Source organism: Caballeronia sp. HLA56 (assembly GCF_054655155.1).
The window spans coordinates 492,105-516,934 of record NZ_BAAHOB010000002.1 but is presented as its reverse complement, the minus strand read 5'-3'; the positions used below and the strand labels follow the sequence as shown (position 1 = coordinate 516,934).

The following is a 24,830-nucleotide window of genomic DNA, read 5'->3' as shown; positions in this document are numbered from 1 at the left end:
TCGACATGACTATCGAACTGCATACCTGGAATACGCCCAACGGACGCAAGATCAGCGTCGCGCTGGAAGAAATGCAACTGCCCTACTCCGTGAAAACGGTGAACATCTCGAAGGGCGAGCAACACGCGCCGGATTTTTTGCGCATCAGCCCGAACAACCGGATTCCGGCGATTATCGATCCCGACGGCCCGGACGGACAGCCGATCAGCGTGTTCGAATCCGGCGCGATTCTGCTTTACCTCGGCGAGAAGACGGGTCAGTTCTTGCCCGCGAGTCTGCGCGATCGCGTGCCGGTGCTCGAATGGCTCATGTGGCAAATGGGCGGCTTTGGACCCATGCCGGGACAAGTGCATCATTTTCGCGCCGTGGAAGCGGAAGCCGACCGGCGCTATGGCCTCAAACGCTATTCGGACGAAACGCGCCGGCTCTACGGCGTGCTCGACAGGCGGCTCGCGCAAGTGGAATTCGTCGCGGGCGCGTTGTCGGTGGCGGATTTCGCCATTCTTGGCTGGGCGTGGCGGCACGAGCGTCATCAGGTTTCCCTCGACGACTATCCGAACGTCAAGCGCTGGTACGACACGCTATTCGCGCGCGAAGGCGTGAAGCGCGGCTTCGAGATCAAGCTCGACGACAATTAAGGCACATGTAATATTGGGAGCCTCGAGCAGAATAAAACAGCACGCCGCCACGGAGGAGACGACCATGACAGCCGGCCACTACGACGAAGGGCTTCCCAAGACCGCCGCCAACTACGCGGTGCTCACGCCGCTGATGTTCATCGAGCGCGCCGCGACGGTGTATCCGACGCGGCCGGCCGTCGTGCATGGCGACGTGCGCCGCAACTGGAGCGAGACTTACGCGCGCACGCGGCGGCTTGCATCGGCGCTGATTTCGCGTGGCATCGGCTTGGGCGATACGGTCGCCGCCATGCTGCCGAACACGCCCGAAATGGTCGAAGCGCACTTTGGCGTGCCAATGACGGGTGCCGTGCTCAACACGCTGAACACGCGGCTCGATGCAGCGACGCTTGCCTTCATGCTCACGCATGGCGAGGCAAAAGCAGTGATCGTCGATCGCGAGTTTTCCGGCGTGATGCGCGAGGCGCTGAAAAGCGTGCCGCAACCCGTGCTCGTCATCGACGTGAACGATCCGCAGTACACCGGCGCGGGGGAAAGCATCGGCGAGATCGATTACGAAAGCCTGCTGGCAAGCGGCGACCCCGCCTGCGAATGGTCGCCGCCATCGGACGAATGGAACGCCATCTGCCTGAATTACACCTCGGGCACGACGGGCAATCCGAAGGGTGTGGTCTATCATCATCGCGGCGCCTACACCAACGCGCTCAGCAATATCCTCGAATGGGACATGCCGAAGCACGCGGTGTACTTGTGGACGCTGCCCATGTTCCATTGCAACGGCTGGTGTTTTCCGTGGACGGTCGCGGCGCGCGCGGGCGTGAACGTGTGTCTGCGCCGTATCGATGCAAAGACAGTGTTCGATCTCATTCGCCGCGAAGGCGTCACGCATTATTGCGGCGCGCCGATCGTGCAGAACTTGCTCGTGAATGCGCCCGACGAACTGAAGACGGGCATCGCGCACAGGGTCCACGCCATGGTCGCGGGGGCCGCGCCGCCCGCCGCGATGATCGAAGGCATGGAGCGCCTGGGCTTCGAACTCACGCATGTCTACGGGCTCACCGAAGTCTACGGTCCCGCGACCGTCTGCGCGCGGCAGGCCGAGTGGAGCGAACTCGACATCGGCGAGCGTGCGCGGCTCAATGCACGGCAAGGTGTGCGCTACCACTTGCAGGATGCGGTGAGCGTGCGCGACTCCCTCACCATGGAGCCCGTTCCCGCGGATGGCGAGACCATCGGCGAGATCATGTTTCGCGGCAACATCGCGATGAAGGGTTATTTGAAGAACGTGCCCGCCACCGAGGAAGCGTTTCGCGGCGGCTGGTTCCATACGGGCGATCTGGCGGTCGCTTATCCGGATGGCTACGTGCGTATCAAGGACCGCAGCAAGGACATCATCATCTCCGGCGGCGAGAACATATCGAGCATCGAAGTTGAAGACGTGTTGTACCGGCATCCGGCGGTGCTGGCGGCCGCCGTCGTTGCGAAGCCCGATGCGCGCTGGGGTGAAACGCCTTGCGCGTTCGTCGAATTGAAGGCGGGCGCCGAGGTCGGCGCGGAAGAACTGATCGCGCATTGCAGGAAGCATCTGGCGGGCTTCAAGGTGCCGCGCGCCATCGAATTCTGCGAGTTGCCGAAGACATCGACCGGCAAGATACAGAAGTTCGAGTTGCGCAAGCGCGCGGGCTCGGTTGCGGCAATCGACGTTTGATGGAGACAACGCGATGAACGAAGCGCTCGTGACGTCCGAACCCGATGCCTACGGCGTCGAAGGCGCGGTCAGGCTCACGCTGAACCGGCCCGAAGCGTTCAACGCGCTTTCCGAAGCCATGCTCGATGCACTCGAACGCGCGTTGCAGGACATCGCGCGATCGCAGGCGCGCGTGGTCGTGCTGGGCGGCGCAGGCCGTGCGTTCTGCGCCGGGCACGACTTGAAGGAGATGCGCGCGGCGCCGTCGCTCGATTACTACCGAGCGCTCTTCGAGCGCTGCTCGCGCATGATGCTGACCATTCAGCAAATGCCGCAGCCGGTAATCGCGCGCGTGCACGGCATTGCAACGGCGGCGGGTTGTCAGCTCGTTGCAATGTGCGATCTCGCGGTGGCATCGGGCGAGGCGCGCTTCGCGGTATCGGGCGTGAATCTCGGGCTATTCTGCGCGACGCCGAGCGTGGCGTTGTCGCGCAACGTGTCGCGCAAGGAAGCGTTCGAAATGCTCGTGACGGGCGATTTCATCGACGCGCACACGGCTCTGGAACGCGGGCTCGTGAATCGGGTTGCCTCACCGGATGCGCTCGATGAAGCGGTAGGCGCGCTTGCAAAGAGCATCGCGAAGAAGCCACGCGCGGCGGTTGCGGCGGGAAAGCGGCTGTTTTACCGGCAGATCGAGACGGGTATCGAAGACGCGTACGCGCTTGCATCCGAGACGATGGCCTGCAACATGATGGACGGCGACGCGCTCGAAGGCACGCAGGCGTTTATCGAAAAACGTCCGGCGCGCTGGAGCAACGAGTAATGCTCAGCCCGCGTGCTCCACGGGATGCTGTTCGAGCCACGCGTTTTCCGCATCGTCGTAAAGCCGGGAGCGCGTGAGAAAGCGCAGACCCGAAGGCCGTTCCAGCGAAAACATGCCGCCGTTGCCCGGCACGCAATCGATGATCAACTGGGTGTGCTGCCAGTACTCGAACTGCGATTCGCTCATGTAGAACGGCACGCCGCCAATCTCGCCGAGCTTTACGTCCGAGCCGCCGACCATGAACTCGTTGGTGGGAAAGCACATCGGTGCGCTGCCGTCGCAGCATCCGCCGGACTGATGAAACAGAATCTCGCCGTGTTCCGCCTTGAGCTTGCCGATCAGTTCGATGGCCGCGGGCGTCGCGATCACGCGCTCTATTACCTGTTCGCTCATGATGTCCCCGTTATTCGTTCGAAGCGGAACCGCCGCGTGAGCGGCGGCCCCGTTTTACAGCCGATGGATCAGAAGAAGCCGAGCGGCTTGTCGCTATAGCTGACGAGCAGGTTCTTCGTCTGCTGATAGTGATCGAGCATCATCTTGTGATTCTCGCGTCCGATACCCGATTGCTTGTAGCCGCCGAACGCCGCGTGCGCCGGATACGCGTGATAGCAGTTGGTCCACACGCGTCCCGCCTGAATGCCACGGCCAAAGCGATACGCACGCGTGCCATCGCGCGTCCACACGCCCGCGCCGAGACCGTACAGCGTGTCGTTGGCGATTTCGAGCGCTTCCTCTTCGTTCTTGAAAGTCGTCACCGAGACCACCGGCCCGAAGATTTCCTCCTGGAAGATGCGCATCTTGTTGTGACCACGGAACACGGTCGGCTTGATGTAGTAGCCTTTTTCGAGCTCGCCGCCCAGCGCGTTACGCTCGCCGCCAGTCAGGCATTCGGCGCCTTCCTGCTTGCCCAGATCGATATACGACAGAATCTTTTCGAGCTGTTCCTGCGATGCCTGCGCGCCGATCATCGTCTTGCTGTCGAGCGGATGGCCTTGCGTGATGGCTTCCACGCGCTTGAGGGCACGTTCGATGAAGCGGTCGTAGATCGATTCCTCGATCAACACGCGCGACGGGCACGTACACACTTCGCCCTGATTCAGCGCGAACATGGCGAAGCCTTCGAGCGCCTTGTCGAAGAAACTGTCGTCGGCGTTGAGGACATCGGCGAAGAAAATGTTCGGGCTCTTGCCGCCCAGTTCCAGCGTCACCGGAATCAGATTCTGACTCGCGTATTGCATGATGAGCCGGCCCGTGGTCGTCTCGCCCGTGAACGCAATCTTCGAGATGCGCTTGTTCGATGCGAGCGGCTTGCCCGCTTCCAGCCCGAAGCCGTTCACCACGTTGACGATGCCCGGCGGCAGCAGGTCTTCGATCAGTTCGAGCAGAACGAGGATAGATGCCGGCGTCTGCTCGGCGGGCTTGAGCACGACGCAATTGCCCGCTGCGAGCGCGGGCGCGAGCTTCCACACGGCCATCAGAATGGGGAAGTTCCACGGAATGATCTGCCCGACCACGCCTAGCGGCTCGTGGAAGTGATAGGCGACTGTGTCGTCGTCGATCTGCGAGATCGAGCCTTCCTGCGCGCGCACGGCGCTCGCGAAATAGCGGAAGTGATCGATGGCGAGCGGGATGTCGGCCGCCATGGTCTCACGCAACGGCTTGCCGTTATCGATGCTTTCCGCCACCGCGATACGCTGCAGATTCGCTTCCATGCGATCCGCGATCTTCAGGAGCAGGTTCGCGCGCTCGGTCGCCGAAGTCTTGCCCCATGCGGTCTTGGCGGCATGGGCGGCGTCGAGAGCTGCTTCGATATCGGCTTCGCGCGATCGGGGAATCGAGGTGAAGGCCTCACCCGTGATCGGCGAAATATTGTCGAAATACTCTCCCCCCGCGGGCGGCGTCCACTTGCCGCCGATGAAGTTTCCATACTGCTTCTTGTACGGGTAATCGGTACTCAGGAACTGCATCTCCGCATGGTTCATCTGTGTGCTCCTCGCATGTCGACATGGTTGGCCGGCGCAATGTCGATAGCTGTCGCCGGCGGCTTACTTCTGCGAGTTCCGTGCCATTCGGGGTATACGCCTAACGACGCTTATGGCGCTTGATGAAGCGCGTGGCGCGTCGCGTAGCGCGTTGTCCATTTTCGGAACACTTGTCGTGCCCTGTAGCGATGCGGCACAGCCCGAGTCAGGACGAACGCTTATGGCACGGGGATTCATATTGCCAAGCGCATCGCTCTTGTCTAACGTCACGTCCATCCTTACTGAATGTTTCCATAAGGCTTGGAGCACATTTTGCGTGGGGTGAATTCAAGTAAAAGCAGAAGCGCGTACATGGCTTATCGATACGCGCAAAGGAGACCACAATGAACAGTACGATCAATCCAGGGCCTGCGCCGCACGGCCCACATGGTTTTTTTTCGAAGGAAGCGACCATCGCGCGGCCCGGCTTCTCACGCTGGATGGTGCCGCCCGCCGCGCTCGCGGTCCACTTGTGTATTGGCCAGGCTTACGCGTTCTCGGTGTTCAACGCGCCGCTCACGCGTGTGATCGGCATTACGCAGACCGCGCCCGATGACTGGTCGCTCACGACACTCGGCTGGATATTTTCACTGGCCATCGTGTTCCTGGGACTGTCGGCGGCATTCGCGGGCAAGTGGCTCGAAAAGGTCGGTCCGCGCCGCACCATGTTCACGGCCGCTTGCTGCTTCGGCGGCGGTTTTCTCGTGTCGGCGCTCGGCGTGTCGCTGCATCAGATCTGGCTGCTGTATCTCGGCTATGGCGTGATCGGCGGAATCGGGCTGGGGCTGGGTTATGTATCGCCGGTATCGACGTTGATCCGCTGGTTTCCGGACCGGCGCGGCATGGCAACGGGCATGGCGATCATGGGCTTCGGCGGCGGCGCGATGATCGCGGCGCCCGGCTCGGTCGCCTTGATGAACCACTTCAAGAGCGCGACGAGCGTCGGCGTGACCGAGACCTTCGTCGTGCTCGGCGTGCTGTATTTCATCTCGATGACCATTGGCGCGCTCGCCATTCGCGTCCCGCCGGCCGACTGGAAACCGGCAGGCTGGACCCCGGCCGCGACGTCGAACAAGATGATCACGAAGAGCCACGTGCATATCGATCAAGCGCTCAAGACGCCGCAGTTTTATCTGCTGTGGCTCGTGCTGTTCCTGAACGTGACGGCGGGCATCGGCGTGCTCGGGCAGCCTTCGGTGATGATTCAGGAAAGCTTCAAGACATCGATCACGGCGGGCGCTGCGGCGGGCTTCGTCGGCTTGCTGTCGCTCTTCAACATGGGCGGGCGTTTCGTGTGGGCGTCGGCGTCGGACTGGCTCGGGCGCAAGAACACATACTTCGTGTTCTTCGCGCTCGGCGCCGTGCTGTACTTTCTCGTGCCGCAGTTCGCGCAGTCAGGGAACATCGCGCTTTTCGTCGCGGCTTACGGCGTGATCCTGTCGATGTACGGCGGCGGATTCGCGACCATTCCGGCGTATCTCGCGGACATGTTCGGCACGGCCTTCGTCGGCGGCATTCACGGACGGCTCTTGACCGCGTGGGCGGCGGCGGGCATCGCGGGACCGGTGCTCGTCAACTACATCCGCGCGTACGAAGTGGCGCATGGCGTCGCGAAAGCGGATGCCTACACGATGACGCTGCACATCATGACAGTGCTGCTCGTGATCGGCTTTATCTGCAACCTGCTCGTGAAGCGGGTGGATGAAAGCCATCACATGAGAACTGCTGGCTAAGAGGAGAGAGACGATGGATGATCGACAAGCAGGTGCGCCCGCGAACAAAGGCTTGATGCTCGTGTTCTGGCTGTATGTGCTGATTCCGCTCGCGTGGGGGGTGACGAACACGTTGACGCAGGCGGGGAAGTTGTTTCATTGATTGAATTGACTGAGGCGGCGCCGGACGCTTGGTTGCGTCGGGCGCGTCGCCTCTCGTCGTGGCTTCGTTCCCTCAATGCCCCCGCGCCTCAAGCCGTTTCAAACCGCGCCGCGCCAGCGTGCTCATGAACAAGCTTCCGCAAACGAGTGCGGCAACGTAAAAACCGGCCATCATCCATTCAGCTTCACTCACAGTCGTTCTCCTTGCAAAAAATCGCGGCGTTTGCAACCGCGCATTGATACGTTTGCGAACCCTTCTGGCCTGATTTACGGCACGAACGCGCAAAGGTTTAGCGTCGAGTGAAATACCTGGCGTTGCGCTCGCGTTAAGAGAAAATGCAAAGAAAATTAGCCCGTGATCCGACCGGTCGTTCGAATTGCAGTCGCGTTGAAAGCTGTCTGCAACGCATTGGGCGTATCGTGCTGAAAATCCTACGTGTGCCGCGTCCACCTCAAACAAAATGAAACTGACCCGCCGAAAATTCGTCGTGATGAGCGCTGGAGCAAGCGCCTCTCTCTGGCTCATTCGCGCCGATGCCGCAGCCGCGCATCTAAACGAGACCGATCCCGCGGCCGCGGCAGTCGGCTACAGGGAAGACGCCGCGAAAGTGGATAGGACGAAGTACCCCAACTTCGCAGCCGAGCAGTCGTGCGGCAACTGCTCGCTCTTTCAAGGCAAATCCACCGATGCATGGGGCGGCTGCACACTCTTCGGCGACAAACTCGTGGCAGGCAAAGGCTGGTGCGCCTCCTACACGAATATGTGAGCCAGCCGCCCGGTCAACGTACCGAATACCCCGCGAAGCGCCAGCTATTGTCCGGATCGAGAATGAAAGTGACGATCTCGCGTGACGACTTCTGCGCCTGACTGAATTGCGTATCGAACGTGACGGTGATGTACGAGCCCGCAGGCATGTTGCCCGTGCCATCGAAACGAAGGTGCCTGACACCCAGCGGCATACGCATGCCGGCCGCACCGAGCGCGGCGCGATCATTCGTAACCTTCTTCACGAAGTCGTCGCGCGTAATGACTTTCCGGGCCAGCGGCGAGGAAAGATCCCAGATATCGCCCGCCTTGTTTTCATCGACCATCTTCACGATAGTCGACGCCACTTGCGCGATATCCTGATCTTGCTTGTCGAGTTGCGCCTGCTGCTCGCGGGTAAGCGCGTGCGGCGCTTGAGCGGTCTGCGGTGCTTGTTGTGCCTGCTGCGCCTGGCACGCCCCGGCAAACGATATCAGCGAAACAACGAAGAGAAGAAGTTTGAAGCTTGCTTTCATCGGGCGGGCCGTGGTGCGTGTTTCATGGAAGAGATTGTATCGCGCGGTTTCGTCACGATAATAAGAAATACTGAGTTTCTGAATTTCAAACCCGCACGCAAGTAAAAGGAGGGTGACTGAAACTCAAGTCACCCTGATCTGCGACGACGCTGGTTACTTCACAATCTCTCCGTTGCGCGTCACGTCCACCGCGGTTGCGGCCATGTACGTGGCAAGCACGCTGTCGCCAACCTTGAGCTTGTCGAGCGAAACATCCGGCGATACCTTCATGGTCACCACCCGCTTCGGACCCGCAAGCGTGACTTCACGCGTCTGCGGATCGATCTTCTGTACCACGGCCACCACCTGCACGCCCGACGTCGATACCACCACGCCCTCCGATGCCGGCGATGTCTGGCTCGCGCTCACCCGCGAACGCACGCCTTTCGGGTCGACCTTGTCCGCGGACATCAATACCGCGCCACGGTACTGAATGTGCAGCTCATCGCCTACCTTCAGCTTCTTCACATCCGCAATCGACGGATCGACAGCGATGACCTCTTTGTCACCTCGCGCGCCCTGAATCTCCACGCTGTTGGTATCGGCGAAAACATGTGTGATCTTGGCCGTTGCCTCGACGACAGCCGCATCGGCAATAGCCGGGCTTGCGTTCACTGCCGTAGCCGCGCCTGACTGAGCCTTGTCGTTGGCATGAGCGAAAGGCGCGCCAAGAAGAAGCGCGCTCATCGCGATGGATGTGGAAACGAGTCGAACGAAACAAGAACTGCGTTGTTGCATGCTTTGCTCCAGACAAAAATCCAGGCCACCATGACCCGAACAAAACCGTATCGTCGTTTCCGACAAAAGGCGCACGCGCTTCAATTGATCGCGCGACGTAATCGCATGCTTTGAATTTAAAGTCCTGAGGGTTGCTAAGCAAGCCGGAAACGCCTCATCTTTAAGCAGGTTTGAAACATTTGGTAGAAGTGCGTATGAAAAGAGATGGTCGATGGCTGCCGGACCGCAAACACATCACGCAAAATGAATTCGACGCGCCCCCTTCCTTTCTCAAAGCTTACGAAAACCCGTCGTAAATTATTTATTTTCTTAGTCCGTCAAGGCGTAATGTTCTGTTGTTGCAGAGGCGCGCAGGCGTTCTCCCGTGCGCACCCGAAGACCCACCATCGGAGCACACTCGATGAGTACCGCCTTTCCCGCTTCACATGCGGCCGAACAAAGCGCCACGTCCAATATGTCGGGCCGACGCGCCATCGTCGTCTCGACCATCGGCAATGCGCTCGAATGGTTCGACTTCATGGTCTACGGCTTTTTCGCCGTCATCATCGCGAAGTTGTATTTTCCGGCAACCAATCCGACCATCTCGCTGCTTGCCACTTGGGCGACGTTCGGCGTGGGTTTTCTTACGCGGCCGCTCGGCGGCATCGTGCTTGGCGCCGTCGCCGATCGCGTCGGGCGCAAGTCCGCGCTCACGCTGACCATTTCGTTGATGGCGGTCGGTATCGCGATCATCGCCTTCGCGCCGACTTATGCGGCAATCGGCGTGGCCGCGCCCCTGCTCATGCTGCTCGGCCGCCTGATACAAGGCTTTTCCGCCGGCGGCGAAGTCGGCTGCGCGACGGCGTTTCTCGTCGAATACGCGCCCTCGAACCGGCGCGGTTATTTCGGCAGTTTCCAGATGGTCGCGCAAGCGGCTGCGAGTCTGTGCGGCTCGCTCTTCGGCGCGGTGCTTACACGCACGCTTTCGCCGGAACATCTCACTAGCTGGGGCTGGCGCGTGCCGTTCGTGCTCGGGCTGATGATCGTGCCCGTGGGGCTCTATTTGCGTTCGAAGCTCGATGAATCGCCAGTGTTCGTCGAAAAAGCGCAAAAGAACGAGCTCTCGGCGCGGCCTATCCGCGATACCGCCACCAAGCACTGGATGCCCGTGCTCGCGGGCTTCGGGCTGACGGTTTTCGGCACCATCGGCACATACATCTTTCTGCTGTATCTGCCGACGCATGCAACGCGCGTACTGCATCTCGCGCTCACCGACGGTCTCATCAGTTCGAGCATCGGCGCGCTGGTGTATCTCGTCTGCTGCCCGATTTCCGGCAAGCTGTCCGACCGCGTGGGCCGCAAGAAGCTGATGACGGGCGCGCTCGTGCTGTCGCTCATTACGGCGTATCCGATCTTCGCGGTGCTGACCGCGCATCCGAGCCTGCCGATGCTGATCGCCTGCCAGGCGGTGCTCATGATGTATCTCGGCATCTACCAGGGCTGCTATCCGGCGTTCATCTCGGAGTTGCTGCCATCGAGCGTGCGTTCGACGGGCATTTCGGTGAGCTACAACGTCGCGGTAATGATCTTCGGCGGCTTTGCACCCGCCATCGTGCAATGGCTGACGATGACCACCGGCGACGCGCTCTCCATCTGCTATTACGTGATGTTCGGCAGCGCGGTCGCGCTTGCGACCATCCTGCCGCTGCGCGACCGCTACAGCGACGCGCTGCGCTAAGTGCCGGTGCTCAGTGCCAAGCGCGGCCACGAACCCGATCAGCGCCCGCTCATTTCGGGTATCTTCATGGCACGCCACGCGGACGCACTTGCCGGAGACGTCCACGCATGCGGATCGCAGCCAGACCGGCGCACGCCTCAAGCCGCTCAAGGCCGCGCGAGGCCAGTAAAGCCGCTTAAGTCAGGCTTAAGAATGCGCCCCTAAGCTCTAATCTGACCGATCCACCCCTCCTTCTGGCCGCGTAAGCGGCCAATTTTTTTGGACCGACGCAATGCAATTGATCGTGCGCCTGCTCGTGATCGTCGTACTGCTGGTTGTGTTTTGCACGGCCGGCGCATTTGGCCTCTCCGTGATCGCGCGTATCTTCATGCCTCATTGAAGGCCGGCGCGCATCGAATCGGGCAATTCGATTCGAGCCAGTTCATCGCGTTTCGCTGTCGCCAACGCCAGCCAGCGCCGGGCCTCTCGCAGAATCGTTCAACCGAATAGCACGCGTGTGCCTTCGGGCACGCTTCGTGCGGCCAACGCTTTCGAAACTCAAGCGCGGCCGGCCTTCACGTACTCCTTCTGTAATGACCGGACCGCTGCCTATACTGGCTGAGTGTCGTCCTGGCGTCATCGTTCCTGCTTCGCCGCTCGCGTACGCGCTGTTCGAACGTCCTGCCGCATCGCGCAGACCCTCGCCGCGCCGCCATCTTGCGCCGCTTTCACGAGCGCGCATCGACACACTCTCGCCGCATCCCGTTGCACTTCCAGGCACTGCTGTCATACCCAGGAGAACGCTCGATGCAACATCCAGTCCCCCAATCCACGAACGAACGAGACAGGGCCAAGCGCGCCGCGACGCGCGTCCCTGGCGCCGACGTCGCCTCGCAGCCGCAAATGCAAATGCAGGCCGCGCAAGCCACCGCCGACGTGCTCGCGCCGCCGCCAGCAAAAACCGGCGACGCTAGCGTCAGCTTCAATCTCACCGTCAACGGCCAGAGCCACGCGCTCTCGCTCGATCCGCGCACGACGCTGCTCGATGCGTTGCGCGAACATCTGCATCTCACCGGCACGAAGAAGGGCTGCGATCACGGTCAGTGCGGCGCATGCACGGTGCATGTGAACGGCCGCCGCGTGAACGCGTGCCTGTGTCTTGCCGCCGCGCACGACGGCGACGCCGTGACGACCATCGAAGGCATCGGCGAAGTCGAGGACATGCATCCGCTGCAGGCCGCATTCGTGGAATGCGACGGCTATCAGTGCGGCTACTGTACGGCCGGTCAACTCATGTCGGCGGTGGCGCTGCTCGACGAACCCGTCGGCACGAGCGACGACGACGTGCGCGAAGCGATGAGCGGCAACCTGTGCCGCTGCGGCGCGTATCAGAACATCGTCATGGCGATCCAGTCCGTGCGCGGCAACAAGGCTTAAGGAGAGCGCCATGGAAATGTTCACGCTTTCCCGCGCGCGCGACTTGCGCGACGCGATTGCGGCGGGCGCGTCGGCGCATACCGCGCAGCAAGGCGCCGAAGTGCGCTTTCTCGCGGGCGGCACGACGCTGCTCGACCTGATGAAGCTCAATGTCGAAAAGCCCTTGCGGATTATCGATATCAGCCGTCTGCCGCTCGATCATATCGATGCCACCGATGACGGCGGCATGCGCATCGGCGCGACCGCGCGTAATTCGGACCTCGCGCACCATCCGCTCATCAAGGAGCGCTATCCGGTGTTGTCGCAGGCGGTGCTCGCGGGCGCGTCCGTCCAGTTGCGCAACATGGCGACGACGGCCGGCAATCTGCTGCAACGCACGCGCTGCGTCTATTTCCGCGATACGGCTTCGCCCTGCAACAAGCGCGAGCCTGGCAGCGGCTGTTCCGCGATTCATGGCTTCAATCGCACGCAGGCGATTCTCGGCACGAGCGACACGTGCATTGCGAGCAATCCGTCGGACATGAACGTGGCGCTCGCCGCGCTCGAAGCGACCATCCACGTCGAAGGCGCGAAGGGCCAGCGCGCGATTCCCATCGACGCGTTCTACGTCCTGCCCGGCGACACGCCCGAGCGCGAGAACGTGCTCGAAGCCGGCGATCTCGTCACGCACGTCAGCCTGCCCGCGCCGGTGGCAGGCGCGCGTTCGGTGTACCTGAAGTTGCGCGACCGGGCGTCGTATGAATTCGCGCTGGCGTCGGCGGCGATTGTCGTCGGTGTGAAGGACGGGCGTATCGCGCATGTGCGCGTGGGACTCGGCGGCGTGGCGACGAAACCGTGGCGCTCGCGCGAAGCCGAACAGGTTTTGCAAGACGCCACGCCCGACGAAGCGAGTTTTCGCCGCGCCGCCGATGCCGCCCTCGCCGATGCGAAGCCGCAAAGCGAAAACGGCTTCAAGGTGGAACTGGCGAAGCGCTGCATCGTGCAGGCGTTGAAACTTGCCACCCAGGCATCCTGACACCGACCGAGGAACCCGCCCATGTCCACCGCACCCGACACCACGTCGTCCTTCATTGGACGACCCCAGTCGCGTATAGACGGACCGCTGAAGGTTTGCGGCCGCGCGACTTACACCTCAGACGTCGATCTGCCCGGCATGCTGGTTGCCGTGCCGGTTGGCAGCACCATCGCGAGCGGCAGGATCACATCGCTCGAATTCGCGGCCGCGCAGGCCATGCCCGGCGTGAAGCTGATTCTGCATCGCGGCAATATCGGCAAGTTGTATCGCATTCCCGGCAATTCGTTCGAAGACGGTTATACCGATGAACAACGTCCGCCCTTCGAAGACGACGTGATCCGCTATTACGGCCAATACGTCGCGTGCGTGATTGCCGAAACCTTCGAAACAGCGAGCGCGGCGGCGGCCGCGATCAAGGTGAGCTACGACGTCACGCCGCACGACGTCAGCACGGCCCTGACCGCCGCCGAAGAGCCGAAGGTCGCGAGCGAGCGCGGCGATGCCGCGAGTGCTTTCGACGAAGCGCCCGTGAAAATCGACGAGACCTACGTGACGCCCGTCGAGACGCACAATCCGATCGAACTGCATTCGACCATCGCGCATTGGAACGGCGACAGCTACACGTTCTACGAGACGAGCCAGGCGGTGTCGAACCATCGCGGCACGCTCGTGCAGATGCTCGGCGTGCCGAAAGAGAAAGTGCGCGTGATCTCGCGCTACCTCGGCTCGGGTTTCGGCGGCAAGCTGTGGATGTGGCCGCATTCCCTGCTCGCGGCGGTCGCGACGAAGCAGACCGGGCATCCGGTCAAGCTCGTGCTGAGCCGCAAGATGATGTTCCAGAACGTGGGACATCGGCCGACGACGCAACAGCGCGTGCGGCTCGCGGCCACGCAAGACGGCAAGCTCGTGTCGCTGCGGCATGATTTTCTGAACCACGCCGCGCTCGCCGACGAATACGCCGAAGACTGCGGCGAAGCCACGCCGCAGATGTACAGCACGGCCAATTTGCGCGTGACGGGCGGCGTCGCGAAGCGCAACGTCGGTTCGCCCACGTCGATGCGCGGTCCAGGCGCGGTGCCCGGTCTCTACGCACTCGAATCGGCGATGGATGAACTCGCGGTCGCCTTGAAGATCGATCCGGTGGAATTGCGGCTGCGTAACGAACCCACCGTCGATGAAAGCAGCGGCTTGCCGTTCTCGTCACGGCATCTCGTCGAATGTCTCAAGACTGGCGCGGAGAAATTCGGCTGGGCGAAGCGCACGCCCGAGGTCGGGTCCATGAAGCGCGATGGCTTGACGCTCGGTTGGGGCGTCGGCGCATGCAGTTGGCCTGGCTTGCGCTTCTCGGCGGAAGCGGCGGTCGATCTGCGCGCGGACGGCACGGCGCGGGTTGCGTGCGGCACGCAGGATATCGGCACCGGCACGTACACGATCCTCGCGCAGCTGGTGGCCGAGCACACCGGCATTGCGCTACGCAAGATCGAAGTCGGTCTCGGCGATACGGCCTTGCCCATCGGTCCCATTTCCGGCGGCTCGGCGGCGACGGCATCCGTGATTCCGGCGGTGTCGGATGCCGTGCGCGCGGCGGTGAAGATCGTGCTCACACGTGCATCGCAGGCGGAGGGATCGCCGTTCGCGGGCGCGAAGCCGGACGATCTCGCGTTGAGTGGCGCACGCGTGCATCGCAAGAACGAATCGGCGGAAAGCGGCGTGCCTTATACGCGGATCCTCGAGTTGTCGAACATGCATGCGGCATCGGGGAGCGGCAGCGCAAAAGGCGGCTTCGACGATCCACTCAAGAAGAAGTGGTCGATTCACTCGTACGGCGCGCATTTCGCCGAAGTGACCTGGGACGCGGCGACGGCGCGCTTGCGCGTGAGCCGCGTGGTGACGGTGATCGACGGCGGCAAGATTCTCAATCCGCGCGCGGGACGCAATCAGGTGGAAGGCGCGGTGGTGATGGGCGTCGGCATGGCGCTCTTCGAGCATACGATCTACGACGAGCGCAGCGGCGCGCCGATCAACAGCAATTTCGCGGATTACGTCGTCGCCACCAACGCGGATACGCCGAAGCTCGACGTTACCTTCCTCGATCATCCGGACACCATCTTCAACGAACTCGGCGCACGCGGGATCGCGGAGATCGGGCTTGCCGGGATCGCGGCGGCGATCACGGGCGCGGTCTATCACGCAACCGGCGTGCGGGTGAGAAAGCTGCCGGTGATGATCGAGGACTTGCTGGAAGCGGCTGTGTGAGTCGATGCACGGTGAGGCCCGGTCTTTCGAGACCGGGCCTTTTCCTTGGCCTTCGATCGGAGGAAAACAAGCAGGCCGTACAATCGATGAAGTGACTCCTGCCCGAAAACTCTAAACGTCCAATCTTCAAACGTGCCCTCGATCCGCCCCGACAATCTTTCCGACGACGAACTCAACCAGCTCGACGACTTCCTCGCATCCGTTGGTCCGAACGCGATGAACGTCGAAATGGTCGATGGCTTCTTCGCTGCCCTGGCGTGTTGCCCCGACCTCATCAAGTCCAGCGAATGGTTTCCTGAAATCTGGAACACCGATTTCGAGTTCGATAGCGAACGGCAGGCAACCGAGATCACCGGATTGCTGATACGCCACTGGAATGTCGTCGTGGGCGAACTGGCGCGCACGCTCGATAGTTCGCATCATTACGAGCCTGTGCTCGAAGAAGACGAGAGCGGCGTGGCGAACGCGAACGACTGGGCGCATGGCTTCATCCGTGGCGTCGGCATGCGTGCCGAAAGCTGGAGCAGCCTGCTCAGGGACGACACGCGCGCGCGTTTGCTGGCTCCCGTGCTGGCCCTGCATCACGAACACGACGACAACCGCACCTTGCAGTCGCTTTCCATCGAAAACGAAACGCGCGATGGACTGATCGGCCAGATGTGCGAGAACCTGAGCACGATCTACCGGTTCTTCGAGCCGCAGCGAAAGGCGCGGGCAGCCGGTCTCTCTCCCATGCCATTGAAGCGGCTGGAGCCGAAAGTCGGACGCAACGACCCGTGCCCGTGCGGCAGCGGCCGCAAGTACAAGCAGTGCTGCGGCGGCAATCTTCCGACGCTGCATTGATGCGCGGGCCAATCGTCTTCCGGCGCCGTTGCGTACGCACCGGAAGGCGTTCCGTATGAAGCCCGCAGCGCCCACGCTTGCCGTTTCGAACAGCGACCCGCCGTCAATCCGCGCTACCATATTGCCCAGCCCGCCCAAAAACCCCTGAAGCATCGTTCAGCCGGAGTGCCCATGACCGACATGACCCAACAACACGGCCTCAAGGTCGCCACGAGTCTCGCCAAGTTCGTCGAAGAAGAAGCCATTCCCGGCACGGACGTCGATACTGCTTCCTTCTGGAAAGGCTTCGACGCCCTGGTGCACGATCTCGCACCGAAGAACCGCGCGTTGCTCGCCGAGCGCGACCGCCTGCAGACCGAACTCGACAACTGGCATCGCGGCAATCCTGGCCCGGTGCGCGACCTGCGCGCGTATCGCAAGTTTCTGGAAGAGATTGGCTATATCGTGCCCGCGCCTGCCAGCGTGCGCGCAACGACCGCCAATGTCGATCGCGAAATCGCCGAACAGGCCGGTCCGCAACTCGTCGTGCCGCTGTCGAATCTGCGCTATGCGCTCAACGCCGCGAACGCACGCTGGGGCAGTCTGTATGACGCGCTGTATGGCACCGATGCCATCGACGAAAGCGACGGCGCCGAGCGCACGGCCGAGTTCAATCCTAAGCGCGGCGCGAAAGTAATCGCCTATGCACGCGCCTTTCTCGACGACAATGCGCCCCTCGCGCACGGCTCCCATGCCGACGCCACGAAGTACAGCATCGAACAGGGCAAGCTCGTCGTCACGCTGAAGGACGACAAGAGCCGCCTTGCGAACCCGGAACAGTTCGCGGGCTTTCAGGGCGATGCCAGCGCGCCCCACGCCATCCTCCTCAAGCATAATGACCTGCATGTGGAGATTCAGATCGACGCCGATCATCCCATCGGCAAGACGGATGGCGCGCATGTCAAGGACCTGCTGATGGAAGCGGCGGTGAGCACGATCATCGATTGCGAAGATTCGGTGGCCGCCGTCGATGCCGCGGACAAGACCGCGCTCTATCGCAACTGGCTCGGTCTCATGCAGGGCAATCTCGCCGAGCAGGTGACGAAGAACGGCAAGAGCTTCACGCGCAGCCTGAACCCCGACCGCGAATACACCGCGCCCGACGGCTCGACGCTCAAGCTGCATGGCCGCTCGCTCCTCTTCATCCGCAACGTCGGGCATCTGATGACCAACCCCGCCGTGCTCGATCGCGACGGCAACGAGATTCCCGAAGGCATTCTCGACGCGGTGATGACCACGCTCGGCGCGCTGCACGACCTCAAGAACAAGATCAACTCGCGCACGGGCTCCATCTATATCGTCAAGCCGAAGATGCACGGTCCCGCCGAAGTGGCGTTTTCGGACGAGCTTTTCACGCGCGTCGAGGACCTGCTTGGCTTGCCGCGTCATACCATCAAGATGGGGATCATGGACGAGGAACGCCGCACCAGCGTGAACCTCAAGGCATGTATCGCGGCGGCGGGCGCGCGCGTCGCGTTCATCAACACGGGCTTTCTGGATCGCACCGGCGACGAAATGCATTCGTCGATGGAAGCCGGCCCGATGATGCGCAAGGGCGACATGAAGTCGTCCGCTTGGATTGGCGCATACGAGCGCAACAACGTGCTCGTCGGGCTGAACACCGGCTTGCGCGGCCGCGCTCAGATCGGCAAGGGCATGTGGGCGATGCCCGATCTCATGCACGCCATGCTGCAGCAGAAAATCGCGCACCCGAAGGCGGGCGCGAACACGGCGTGGGTGCCTTCGCCCACGGCGGCCACGCTGCATGCGCTGCATTATCATCAAGTCGATGTGCAGCACGTTCAGCAGGACATGGAGAGCATCGACTACGACGGCGTGAAGAACGAACTGCTGGATGGCCTGCTGACCATTCCGGTGGTCGAAAAGCCGAGCTGGTCGGAAGACGACATCAAGAGCGAGATCGAGAACAACGCACAGGGCATTCTCGGTTATGTGGTGCGCTGGGTCGATCAGGGCGTGGGCTGTTCGAAGGTGCCGGACATTCACGATGTCGGCCTGATGGAAGACCGCGCCACCTTGCGCATTTCGAGCCAGCACATTGCGAATTGGCTGCGGCATGGCATCGTCACGGAAGAGCAGGTGAGACAAACGCTGGAACGCATGGCCGCCGTGGTGGACCAGCAGAACGAAGCAGACCCGCATTATCGTCCTATGGCGCCGGCATTCGACAGTTCGTATGCGTTCAAGGCGGCGTGCGCGCTGGTGTTCGAGGGTCGTACGCAGCCTAGCGGGTATACGGAACCGTTGTTGCATAAGTTCCGGCTGGCAGCCAAGCAGACGGCTTGAGTTGCTTCGGATGAAGGGCCGCTTGGCGGTCCTTCGTCGATTAGTCACTTACGCAACGAGAGTTCGGCTGAAGGTACTTAGGTTGCATTCATCTGCGTCAAACCTTGTTCAAAAGCGGTCGATGCAATCGACGCATGGCGCCCCGAAGCGCTCGCCCGCGATTTCCCCTTAAGCCCATCCGATCATGATGAACTTGATGCATTGGCGTTTGCTGGTGGCCGTGGCGGATGCGCGATCTGTCTCGAAGGCCGCCGCACAGGTCGGCGACTTCGGTGTGGCGGACGCCTACCTTTACACGATACTGTCGTGGCTGCCGCACTTCTCAATAGACATCGAGCGCTGGAAGTCGCTCGCACGCTTTGTGGACCGGATCGGCGCACGCCCTGCGGTGAAGGCCGCGCTTGCCGCTGAAGAGGTGTCGCCCGTCGTATGACGCGCGCATCGCGCTCGGATCCGGTCGAAAAATTGAGATCCGGCGATTCATCCAAAGCGGCAGAAAGCCGAAACGTCAGCCACATGAACCCACAACTACTGCTCCGACCAGAGCTTCCCTGCCGTCGCCCAATTCTCGCGCTTCACATCCGTCAGAATGATATCCACGGAGCCCGGCTCGCAGCCGAGCGTCTCGCAAGTCGTACGCGTGATCGCCTCGACGAACTTGCGCTTCTCTTCCGCCGTGCGGCCTTCGAACAGTTGAATGTTGAATGTCGGCATGCCGTCGATCTCCTTTGAGTTGAACCTTCATTCCCGATACGACGGGTCGATGCGCTCGAGCTTGCGCAGCAGCGCAGGCCATTCGAGTGCGCCTTCGATCGCATCGTCATCGTGCAATTGTGCGGCCGTGCGCGCGACGACATCCGGATTCGGCACGATCATCTTGCCCACGCCCGCCAGCGCGCGCAGCTGAATATCGCACGCCTTCACGAGCATATCCATCAGCACGTAAGCCTCGGCGATGGTGCGCCCAAGCGTAAGCGGCCCGTGATTGCGCAAGAGCATGGCGCGATGCGCGCCGAGACTCGCAACCAGCCGCTCGCCTTCCGCCGGCGAAAACGCGAGGCCTTCGTAATCGTGGTACGCCAGGTGCCCGTGAAAGCGCATGGCATGTTGCGAGCCGGGCAGCAAACCGTGCGGTTGCGCGGACACGGCGATCGCTTCGCGCACGTGAAGATGCATCACGCAAACGGCATCGGCACGGGCGGCGTGCACCGCGCCATGCAGCGCGAAGCCGGTCGCGTTCACGGGATGCGCGCTCGCGCCGATCACGTTGCCATCGATATCGATCTTGACGAGATTCGACGCCGTGACTTCGTCGAAGGAAAGCCCGAACGGGTTGATCAGAAAGCGGCCGGGCTCGCCGGGAACGCTTGCCGAGATGTGCGTATAGACGACATCGTCCCAGCCGTTGAGCGCAACGAGCCGATACGCCGCCGCCAGATCGGCGCGCGTCGCCGCTTCGGCCGCCGAACGCGGTCCGCTTTCCGCGATGCGGCGCTCAGGCGTGTGGGTGAACGACATGTGAGTCTCCTTTATCGACGAGAGCGGGCGCTGCCTGCATGCGATGCGACTTGTCCGTATGCGCCTCGAGACGGCGCGCCATGCAAAGCACCGTCCACGACGCCAGCACGAAAGGCGCGGTCAACGCGGCGACGCCCAGGCAATCGATCACGCGCTCGAACAACACCGATGCGACGATCGCCAGCAGCGCATAGCGGCCGCCGAGCGGCGCGGCAGCCAGCGCCGCGAGCGCCGCATTGAAACCGCATGCACCGGAGAGCGCGACGGCATCGCTTGCGCCGCCGAGTGCGTGCAGAAACGCGCCGAGTCCGCTGCCCGCGAGCGCCCACGCCGCACGCGACGGCCCGGCGGCAAACAGCCCGATTGCGATGAGCGCACCGGCCAGCGCGCCGGTCGCGAAGACAATCGGCGCGAGGCCCGCGAAAGCCGCTTGCAGCATGGAAACGAAGCCCGTCGCGACGGGCGGAATCGCGCCTGTATCGCCGCGCCCGGCCAGAAACGGCAGCCAGCACCAGGTCACGATGATCGCCGGGCTGGAGAAGATCGGCAAGCCAGAGCGCATGAGTCTGCCGGCGAGCGTGGGGGCGATGAGCGTCGCGGCCATCGCCGCGACAATGGCCACAGCCGCCGCCTGCGATGCATCGCCGATAAACGTGAACGCCGCGAGCGCGGCCAATGCGCCGTTGAAACCGTAGAGATCGTCGCGCATGGCGGGGGAATCCGCGTCTTGCGTGATGACGGTAATGACGTTGCCCGTCAACGCGCCGATAAGCAGACCGCACGCGAGCCGGGGATTCGCGCACAGCAGCGCGACGAAGATGCAGACGCCCGTCGCGGCATTACGCTGCAGGACGATCTGCCCGATGCTGCGGGCAAAGCTCGTGATTTGATCGCCGAAACTGGCGTTGGTTTGGATGGCGGCGGACATGCGTGGCGGCGGAAACGGCTTGAGGAGCCGCCAGCATAAGACAAGGTGCGCGCGCCGTGCGACGGCGGGCCGTATAGCGGGTATGCGACTGCCGCGCTCGAAGAAGGCGAGCGCGGCGACGTGAAACTTAATTGAACGCCATGGGAACGAGCGGCGTGGCGTCGCCGCCGGGGTTCGCCAACGAGAGGTCTGAACTCATCTTGACGATTTCCGTAACGTTCTCACGGAAATTAGGGTGACTCTCCCAGGTGATATAGCTCGCGTCCAGCACGGCGGACATGGTGAGCAAGGTAAAAGCGATCTTTTCTACGACAACGAAGCGGCGGCCCATGGCAAGTTCCCCAAAATTTGCCAACCATTGTAACAGAACCTAGGGTTTTCCCGTAAGGGTCGTGTTGCAATGCCGCAAATCGGCCGCCGTCGCTCGTCTTGGCTTCCGGCCCGAATTACAGGGATGCCTCGAGAATCGCCGTGTAGTCTTTCGTCGATGCCTCGCGCGGATTCGTCTTATGACTGTGGTCCTTCAGCGCGCCCGCGATGATGCGCGGGAACAATTCGCGCGTCACGCCGAGATCGGACAAACCGCGCGGCAGTCCGAGCGTCGCGGTCATCGCGCGGATGGCCTCGCCGACTTCATCGCCGGATGCGAGGCCCATTGCCTGCGCGATGCGCGAAAGCTTGCTCTCTTCCTGCATGGTCGGCGCGCTGCTGTTGAACGCGATGACCGCCGGCAAGAAAATGGCGTTTAGCGTGCCGTGATGCAGCTTCGGGTTGATGCCGCCGAGCGAGTGCGACAGGCTGTGCACACAGCCGAGACCCTTCTGGAACGCAAGCGCGCCCTGCATCGACGCGCTCATCATGTTCCAGCGCGCCACGCGGTCGGCGGGATTGCGCGTCGCGCGTTCGATATGCCGCCACGCGCGCCACAAGCCGTCGAGCGCGATACCGTCGGCGGGTGCGTTGAACACCGGCGCCATGAAGGTTTCGAGACAGTGTGCCACGGCGTCCATGCCGGTGGCGGCGGTCATTAGCGGCGGTAGGCCCAGCGTGAGTTCGGGGTCACAGATGGCGACTTTTGGCACAACATAAGGCGAGATCACGCCGACCTTGCGGCCATCGTCGAGAATCAGGATCGCGCCGCGACCCACTTCGCTGCCGGTGCCCGCCGTCGTCGGAACGGCGATGACCGGGGCGGTCGCCGCCGTGATGCGCGCAAGGCCGCCTTCGATCACCGCGAAACTTTGCAGCGGACCTTCGTGGGTTGCGCAGACGGCCACGCCCTTCGCCAGATCGATGGACGAACCACCGCCTGCCGCGATCACGCCGTCGCAATCGTTCTCGCGATACATCGCCACCGCCGCGCGCACGGCCGCTTCGTTCGGATTCGGCGGCGTCGCGTCGAATACCGGCGCGGGCGTTTGCGCGCCCAGCGCATCGACGACTTTATCGAGCAGACCGGCTGCGCGAATGCCTGCATCGGTCACGATCAGCGGGCGTTTGATGCCGAAGCGTTCGCACTCTCCCGCAAGCAGGCGCAACGCGCCGAAGTCGAACTGAATCTGCGTGATGTAGTTGATGAGGGACATGGTGACTGAGGAAAGGTTATATGGAGCGAAGCGCGCCGCGGTGGTGGTCGAGTATACGTCGGAGAACTTCGCGGCGATACTGACGACAATTGATACCGCTATAACTTTTACTCAACCCTCGCGGCCATGACGCCCAGCATCGACTCGATCATCTCCCGCCTGCATGTCAAACAGTTGCGGCTTCTCATCGCGCTCGAAGAACGCGGCTCGCTGCTCGGCGCGGCAAGGCAACTCGCGCTCACGCAACCGGGCGCGAGCAAGGCGCTCCATGAAATCGAAACCACCTTCGGCGCGCCGCTATTCGTGCGGACCAATCGCGGGCTCGAACCCAACGCGATCGGCCATTGCGTGATCCGCTATGCGCGGCTCATTCATACGGACCTGGCGCATTTGCGTGAAGAGATCGTCGGCATCATGCGTGGATACGGCGGGCGCGTGGCGGTCGGCGTCATCATGGGCGCGGTGCCGCTCGTGACCGATGCGATCACCGAAGTCGCCACGCGTCAGCCGGAGATGTCGGTGGAAATCGTGGAAGATACGAGCGCGACGTTGCTGAGTCTGATCGATGCCGGCCGGCTCGATCTCGCCGTGTGCCGCACGAGCGTGAGTCAGACGCCGTATCTCTACGACAGCGCGATCGTGCAGGACGAGACGCTCGCGGTCATCGCCAATACGGAGCATCCCTTGGCGAAGAGAAAGCGCGTAGCCTTGAAGGATCTGGCGAAGCACCGGTGGGTCGTGTATCGCGCGAACATGCCCATGCGCCTCTTGCTCGAACGCGAGTTTCACGATGCAGGCCTGCGTTTTCCCGCGCATCTGCTCGAAACCACATCTGCGTTCGCGACGCTTTCTCTGCTACAGAAAAACCCGCCGCTAGTGGCGCTGGTGTCCGTGGATGTCGCGCGCTTTTGCACGGCGCATGGCATCGTCTGCACCTTGCCGCTTGCATTGTCGTCGCGTAGCGAGCCTTACGAACTGGTCACGCGGCGCGACGCGCCTCTGTCTCCCGGCGTGCGTCTTTTGATGCAGGCGATCGAAGAAGCCGGCCGCGCGTGAACAGGAATCAGACGCTGCCGAGCGACGAAAGATACGGCGGAAGATCGGGCTGCCTCAAGCGCCGGATGATCTCGAAGCGCAGCATCCACCGTGTATCCGCTTCGCCGATGTGCTCCTGTAAGGTCTGCGCCGCGCGTTCGGGCTTGCCGGCGAGAATGTCGTCGATGATGCGCAGATGCTCCGTGAAGGCATCGCTGATGAGCTGATCGGGAATCTGCAGATACGGGTCGCTCAAATAGCGCGTCGGCACGAACAGCACATGCGTACGCTGCAGCGCAAACACGATCTCCTTGTTCGGGCAATGCGCGAGCAGGTCGATATGCAGGTCTGTTTCCGCCATGTCCATTTCGGCGCCGCCGCGATGCGTGGCCTCGATCGCGCCGATGAGCCGCTCGCGCACGCCTTCGAGAAATTCGCGCGAAACAAGCGGCGCGGCATGCACCAGCGCGGTCGGTTCGAGCAAACGGCGCATTTCGAAGAGATGCCCAATACGCGCCTCGGTCACCTGTTCGGCAATCCAGTGTCCATTGCGGTCCTGCGACAGCGCGCCCACGCTATGCATGCGCGCCATGACGCCGCGCGCCACAGTGCGGCTCACGTCGAAGTACTGCGCCAGCGCTTCCTCGGTAATACGCACCGAGCCGAACAGCACGCGCGTACAAAGTTCGCGCTCCAGATCGGCATACATGCGCTGCCATTGCGGCTCGTTAGTGAGTTCGACCTTGTCGAGCACGGCCGCCTTGCCCGCACGTTCCGCCGATGCCGTTCCCGCCACGCGATACCCGCGCCCCTCGCTCTCGACGATAATCTTGTCAGCGCACAACGCCGCAAGCGCAATACGCGCAGGCGAGCGGCTGATGCAAAAAGACTTCGCGACCTGCGCTTCGAGCAGCTTTTCTCCAGGCGCGATACGTCCGTCCTCGATCATCTCGCGCAACAGCCGGTAAGTGCGATGCTGGATGGAGCCGCCTGCATCGAGCGGCGGGGTATCGGCGGCATTCGTCGCGTAGGTGTTCAACTGGCTCATGTGTTCTTCGTGCAGATTCGA

Annotated in this window: 24 protein-coding genes; 14 read left to right on the top strand and 10 right to left on the bottom strand. The window is 62.3% G+C overall.

The features are described from left to right. Positions 1 to 5: 5 nt before the first annotated feature. The 3 genes from ACYQ47_RS08790 (at position 6) to ACYQ47_RS08780 (ending at position 3,148) form a co-directional block, all read left to right on the top strand. Entirely contained in the window at positions 6 to 638 is a 633-nt protein-coding gene (locus ACYQ47_RS08790; protein WP_459905124.1) for a glutathione S-transferase family protein, read from the top strand. A gap of 64 nt (positions 639 to 702) precedes the next feature. Then, positions 703 to 2,346 (top strand): acyl-CoA synthetase, encoded by a 1,644-nt coding sequence (locus tag ACYQ47_RS08785; protein WP_459905123.1) that lies wholly within the window; start codon positions 703 to 705, stop codon positions 2,344 to 2,346. Between the two features lie 13 nt (positions 2,347 to 2,359). Further along, a complete protein-coding gene (locus ACYQ47_RS08780) occupies positions 2,360 to 3,148 on the top strand; it encodes an enoyl-CoA hydratase (RefSeq protein WP_459905121.1) in 789 nt (262 codons plus the stop codon). Positions 3,149 to 3,151: 3 nt separating this feature from the next. On the opposite strand, the gene ACYQ47_RS08775 is transcribed toward ACYQ47_RS08780, so the two are convergent. Both ACYQ47_RS08775 and adh read right to left on the bottom strand, forming a co-directional pair. Next, positions 3,152 to 3,541 carry a DUF779 domain-containing protein gene (locus ACYQ47_RS08775; protein ID WP_244830944.1) on the bottom strand — a complete coding sequence of 130 codons (390 nt, stop codon included), beginning with the start codon at positions 3,539 to 3,541 and terminating at the stop codon, positions 3,152 to 3,154. A gap of 68 nt (positions 3,542 to 3,609) precedes the next feature. Then, positions 3,610 to 5,130 (bottom strand): aldehyde dehydrogenase, encoded by a 1,521-nt coding sequence (adh, locus tag ACYQ47_RS08770; protein WP_244830945.1) that lies wholly within the window; start codon positions 5,128 to 5,130, stop codon positions 3,610 to 3,612. Positions 5,131 to 5,513: 383 nt separating this feature from the next. On the opposite strand from adh, the gene ACYQ47_RS08765 reads away from it, so the two are divergent. From ACYQ47_RS08765 to ACYQ47_RS08755, 3 genes are all read left to right on the top strand, one after another. Next, the gene (locus ACYQ47_RS08765) at positions 5,514 to 6,902 is read left to right on the top strand and encodes an L-lactate MFS transporter (protein ID WP_459905120.1); all 1,389 of its coding nucleotides are present in this window, start codon (positions 5,514 to 5,516) and stop codon (positions 6,900 to 6,902) included. A 13-nt stretch (positions 6,903 to 6,915) separates the two neighbouring features. Continuing rightward, positions 6,916 to 7,044 (top strand): MFS transporter small subunit, encoded by a 129-nt coding sequence (locus ACYQ47_RS08760; RefSeq protein WP_244830947.1) that lies wholly within the window; start codon positions 6,916 to 6,918, stop codon positions 7,042 to 7,044. A gap of 460 nt (positions 7,045 to 7,504) precedes the next feature. After that, entirely contained in the window at positions 7,505 to 7,810 is a 306-nt protein-coding gene (locus ACYQ47_RS08755; RefSeq protein WP_250469200.1) for a high-potential iron-sulfur protein, read from the top strand. A gap of 13 nt (positions 7,811 to 7,823) precedes the next feature. Here ACYQ47_RS08755 and ACYQ47_RS08750 read toward each other — a convergent pair whose 3' ends face one another. After that, a complete protein-coding gene (locus tag ACYQ47_RS08750; protein WP_459905118.1) occupies positions 7,824 to 8,324 on the bottom strand; it encodes a DUF4019 domain-containing protein in 501 nt (166 codons plus the stop codon). 153 nt (positions 8,325 to 8,477) lie between these two features. Beyond that, complete coding sequence (locus ACYQ47_RS08745; RefSeq protein WP_459905117.1) at positions 8,478 to 9,101, bottom strand: hypothetical protein; 624 nt, start codon at positions 9,099 to 9,101, stop codon at positions 8,478 to 8,480. A 400-nt stretch (positions 9,102 to 9,501) separates the two neighbouring features. Between ACYQ47_RS08745 and ACYQ47_RS08740 the strand changes: the two genes are divergently transcribed. The 7 genes from ACYQ47_RS08740 to ACYQ47_RS08710 all read left to right on the top strand — a co-directional run bounded on the left by ACYQ47_RS08740 (position 9,502) and on the right by ACYQ47_RS08710 (position 19,127). Then, positions 9,502 to 10,818 carry an MFS transporter gene (locus ACYQ47_RS08740; protein WP_459905116.1) on the top strand — a complete coding sequence of 439 codons (1,317 nt, stop codon included), beginning with the start codon at positions 9,502 to 9,504 and terminating at the stop codon, positions 10,816 to 10,818. A gap of 786 nt (positions 10,819 to 11,604) precedes the next feature. Beyond that, a complete protein-coding gene (locus tag ACYQ47_RS08735) occupies positions 11,605 to 12,234 on the top strand; it encodes a (2Fe-2S)-binding protein (RefSeq protein WP_459905115.1) in 630 nt (209 codons plus the stop codon). A gap of 10 nt (positions 12,235 to 12,244) precedes the next feature. Further along, on the top strand, positions 12,245 to 13,249 hold the full coding sequence (locus tag ACYQ47_RS08730) for an FAD binding domain-containing protein (RefSeq protein WP_284507852.1): 1,005 nt from the start codon (positions 12,245 to 12,247) through the stop codon (positions 13,247 to 13,249). Between the two features lie 21 nt (positions 13,250 to 13,270). After that, positions 13,271 to 15,505: a xanthine dehydrogenase family protein molybdopterin-binding subunit gene (locus tag ACYQ47_RS08725; RefSeq protein ID WP_459905113.1), complete on the top strand. Its 2,235-nt coding sequence runs from the start codon at positions 13,271 to 13,273 to the stop codon at positions 15,503 to 15,505. A gap of 132 nt (positions 15,506 to 15,637) precedes the next feature. Continuing rightward, a complete protein-coding gene (locus ACYQ47_RS08720) occupies positions 15,638 to 16,348 on the top strand; it encodes a UPF0149 family protein (protein WP_250469195.1) in 711 nt (236 codons plus the stop codon). A gap of 171 nt (positions 16,349 to 16,519) precedes the next feature. Then, entirely contained in the window at positions 16,520 to 18,694 is a 2,175-nt protein-coding gene (locus ACYQ47_RS08715) for a malate synthase G (protein WP_459905112.1), read from the top strand. Between the two features lie 184 nt (positions 18,695 to 18,878). Beyond that, positions 18,879 to 19,127 carry a hypothetical protein gene (locus ACYQ47_RS08710; RefSeq protein WP_459905111.1) on the top strand — a complete coding sequence of 83 codons (249 nt, stop codon included), beginning with the start codon at positions 18,879 to 18,881 and terminating at the stop codon, positions 19,125 to 19,127. Positions 19,128 to 19,222: 95 nt separating this feature from the next. Here the strand turns inward: ACYQ47_RS08710 and ACYQ47_RS08705 are convergent, their stop codons facing one another. From ACYQ47_RS08705 to ACYQ47_RS08685, 5 genes are all read right to left on the bottom strand, one after another. Then, the gene (locus tag ACYQ47_RS08705) at positions 19,223 to 19,408 is read right to left on the bottom strand and encodes a 4-oxalocrotonate tautomerase (protein ID WP_016347879.1); all 186 of its coding nucleotides are present in this window, start codon (positions 19,406 to 19,408) and stop codon (positions 19,223 to 19,225) included. Between the two features lie 27 nt (positions 19,409 to 19,435). Further along, positions 19,436 to 20,212, bottom strand: coding sequence for a class II aldolase/adducin family protein (locus ACYQ47_RS08700; RefSeq protein ID WP_250469192.1), 777 nt, complete (start codon positions 20,210 to 20,212; stop codon positions 19,436 to 19,438). Next, positions 20,190 to 21,140, bottom strand: coding sequence for an urea transporter (locus ACYQ47_RS08695; protein WP_459905110.1), 951 nt, complete (start codon positions 21,138 to 21,140; stop codon positions 20,190 to 20,192). Before ACYQ47_RS08695 ends, ACYQ47_RS08700 begins: the two co-directional genes overlap by 23 nt. A 127-nt stretch (positions 21,141 to 21,267) precedes the next feature. Continuing rightward, a complete protein-coding gene (locus ACYQ47_RS08690; protein WP_244830959.1) occupies positions 21,268 to 21,471 on the bottom strand; it encodes a hypothetical protein in 204 nt (67 codons plus the stop codon). Between the two features lie 115 nt (positions 21,472 to 21,586). Next, positions 21,587 to 22,726, bottom strand: a complete 1,140-nt coding sequence (locus tag ACYQ47_RS08685; RefSeq protein WP_459905109.1) for an iron-containing alcohol dehydrogenase — start codon at positions 22,724 to 22,726, stop codon at positions 21,587 to 21,589. 126 nt (positions 22,727 to 22,852) lie between these two features. On the opposite strand from ACYQ47_RS08685, the gene ACYQ47_RS08680 reads away from it, so the two are divergent. Further along, positions 22,853 to 23,782, top strand: coding sequence for a LysR family transcriptional regulator (locus ACYQ47_RS08680; RefSeq protein ID WP_459905108.1), 930 nt, complete (start codon positions 22,853 to 22,855; stop codon positions 23,780 to 23,782). Between the two features lie 7 nt (positions 23,783 to 23,789). Here the strand turns inward: ACYQ47_RS08680 and ACYQ47_RS08675 are convergent, their stop codons facing one another. Beyond that, positions 23,790 to 24,809: a GntR family transcriptional regulator gene (locus ACYQ47_RS08675; protein ID WP_244830962.1), complete on the bottom strand. Its 1,020-nt coding sequence runs from the start codon at positions 24,807 to 24,809 to the stop codon at positions 23,790 to 23,792. Positions 24,810 to 24,830: the final 21 nt, after the last annotated feature.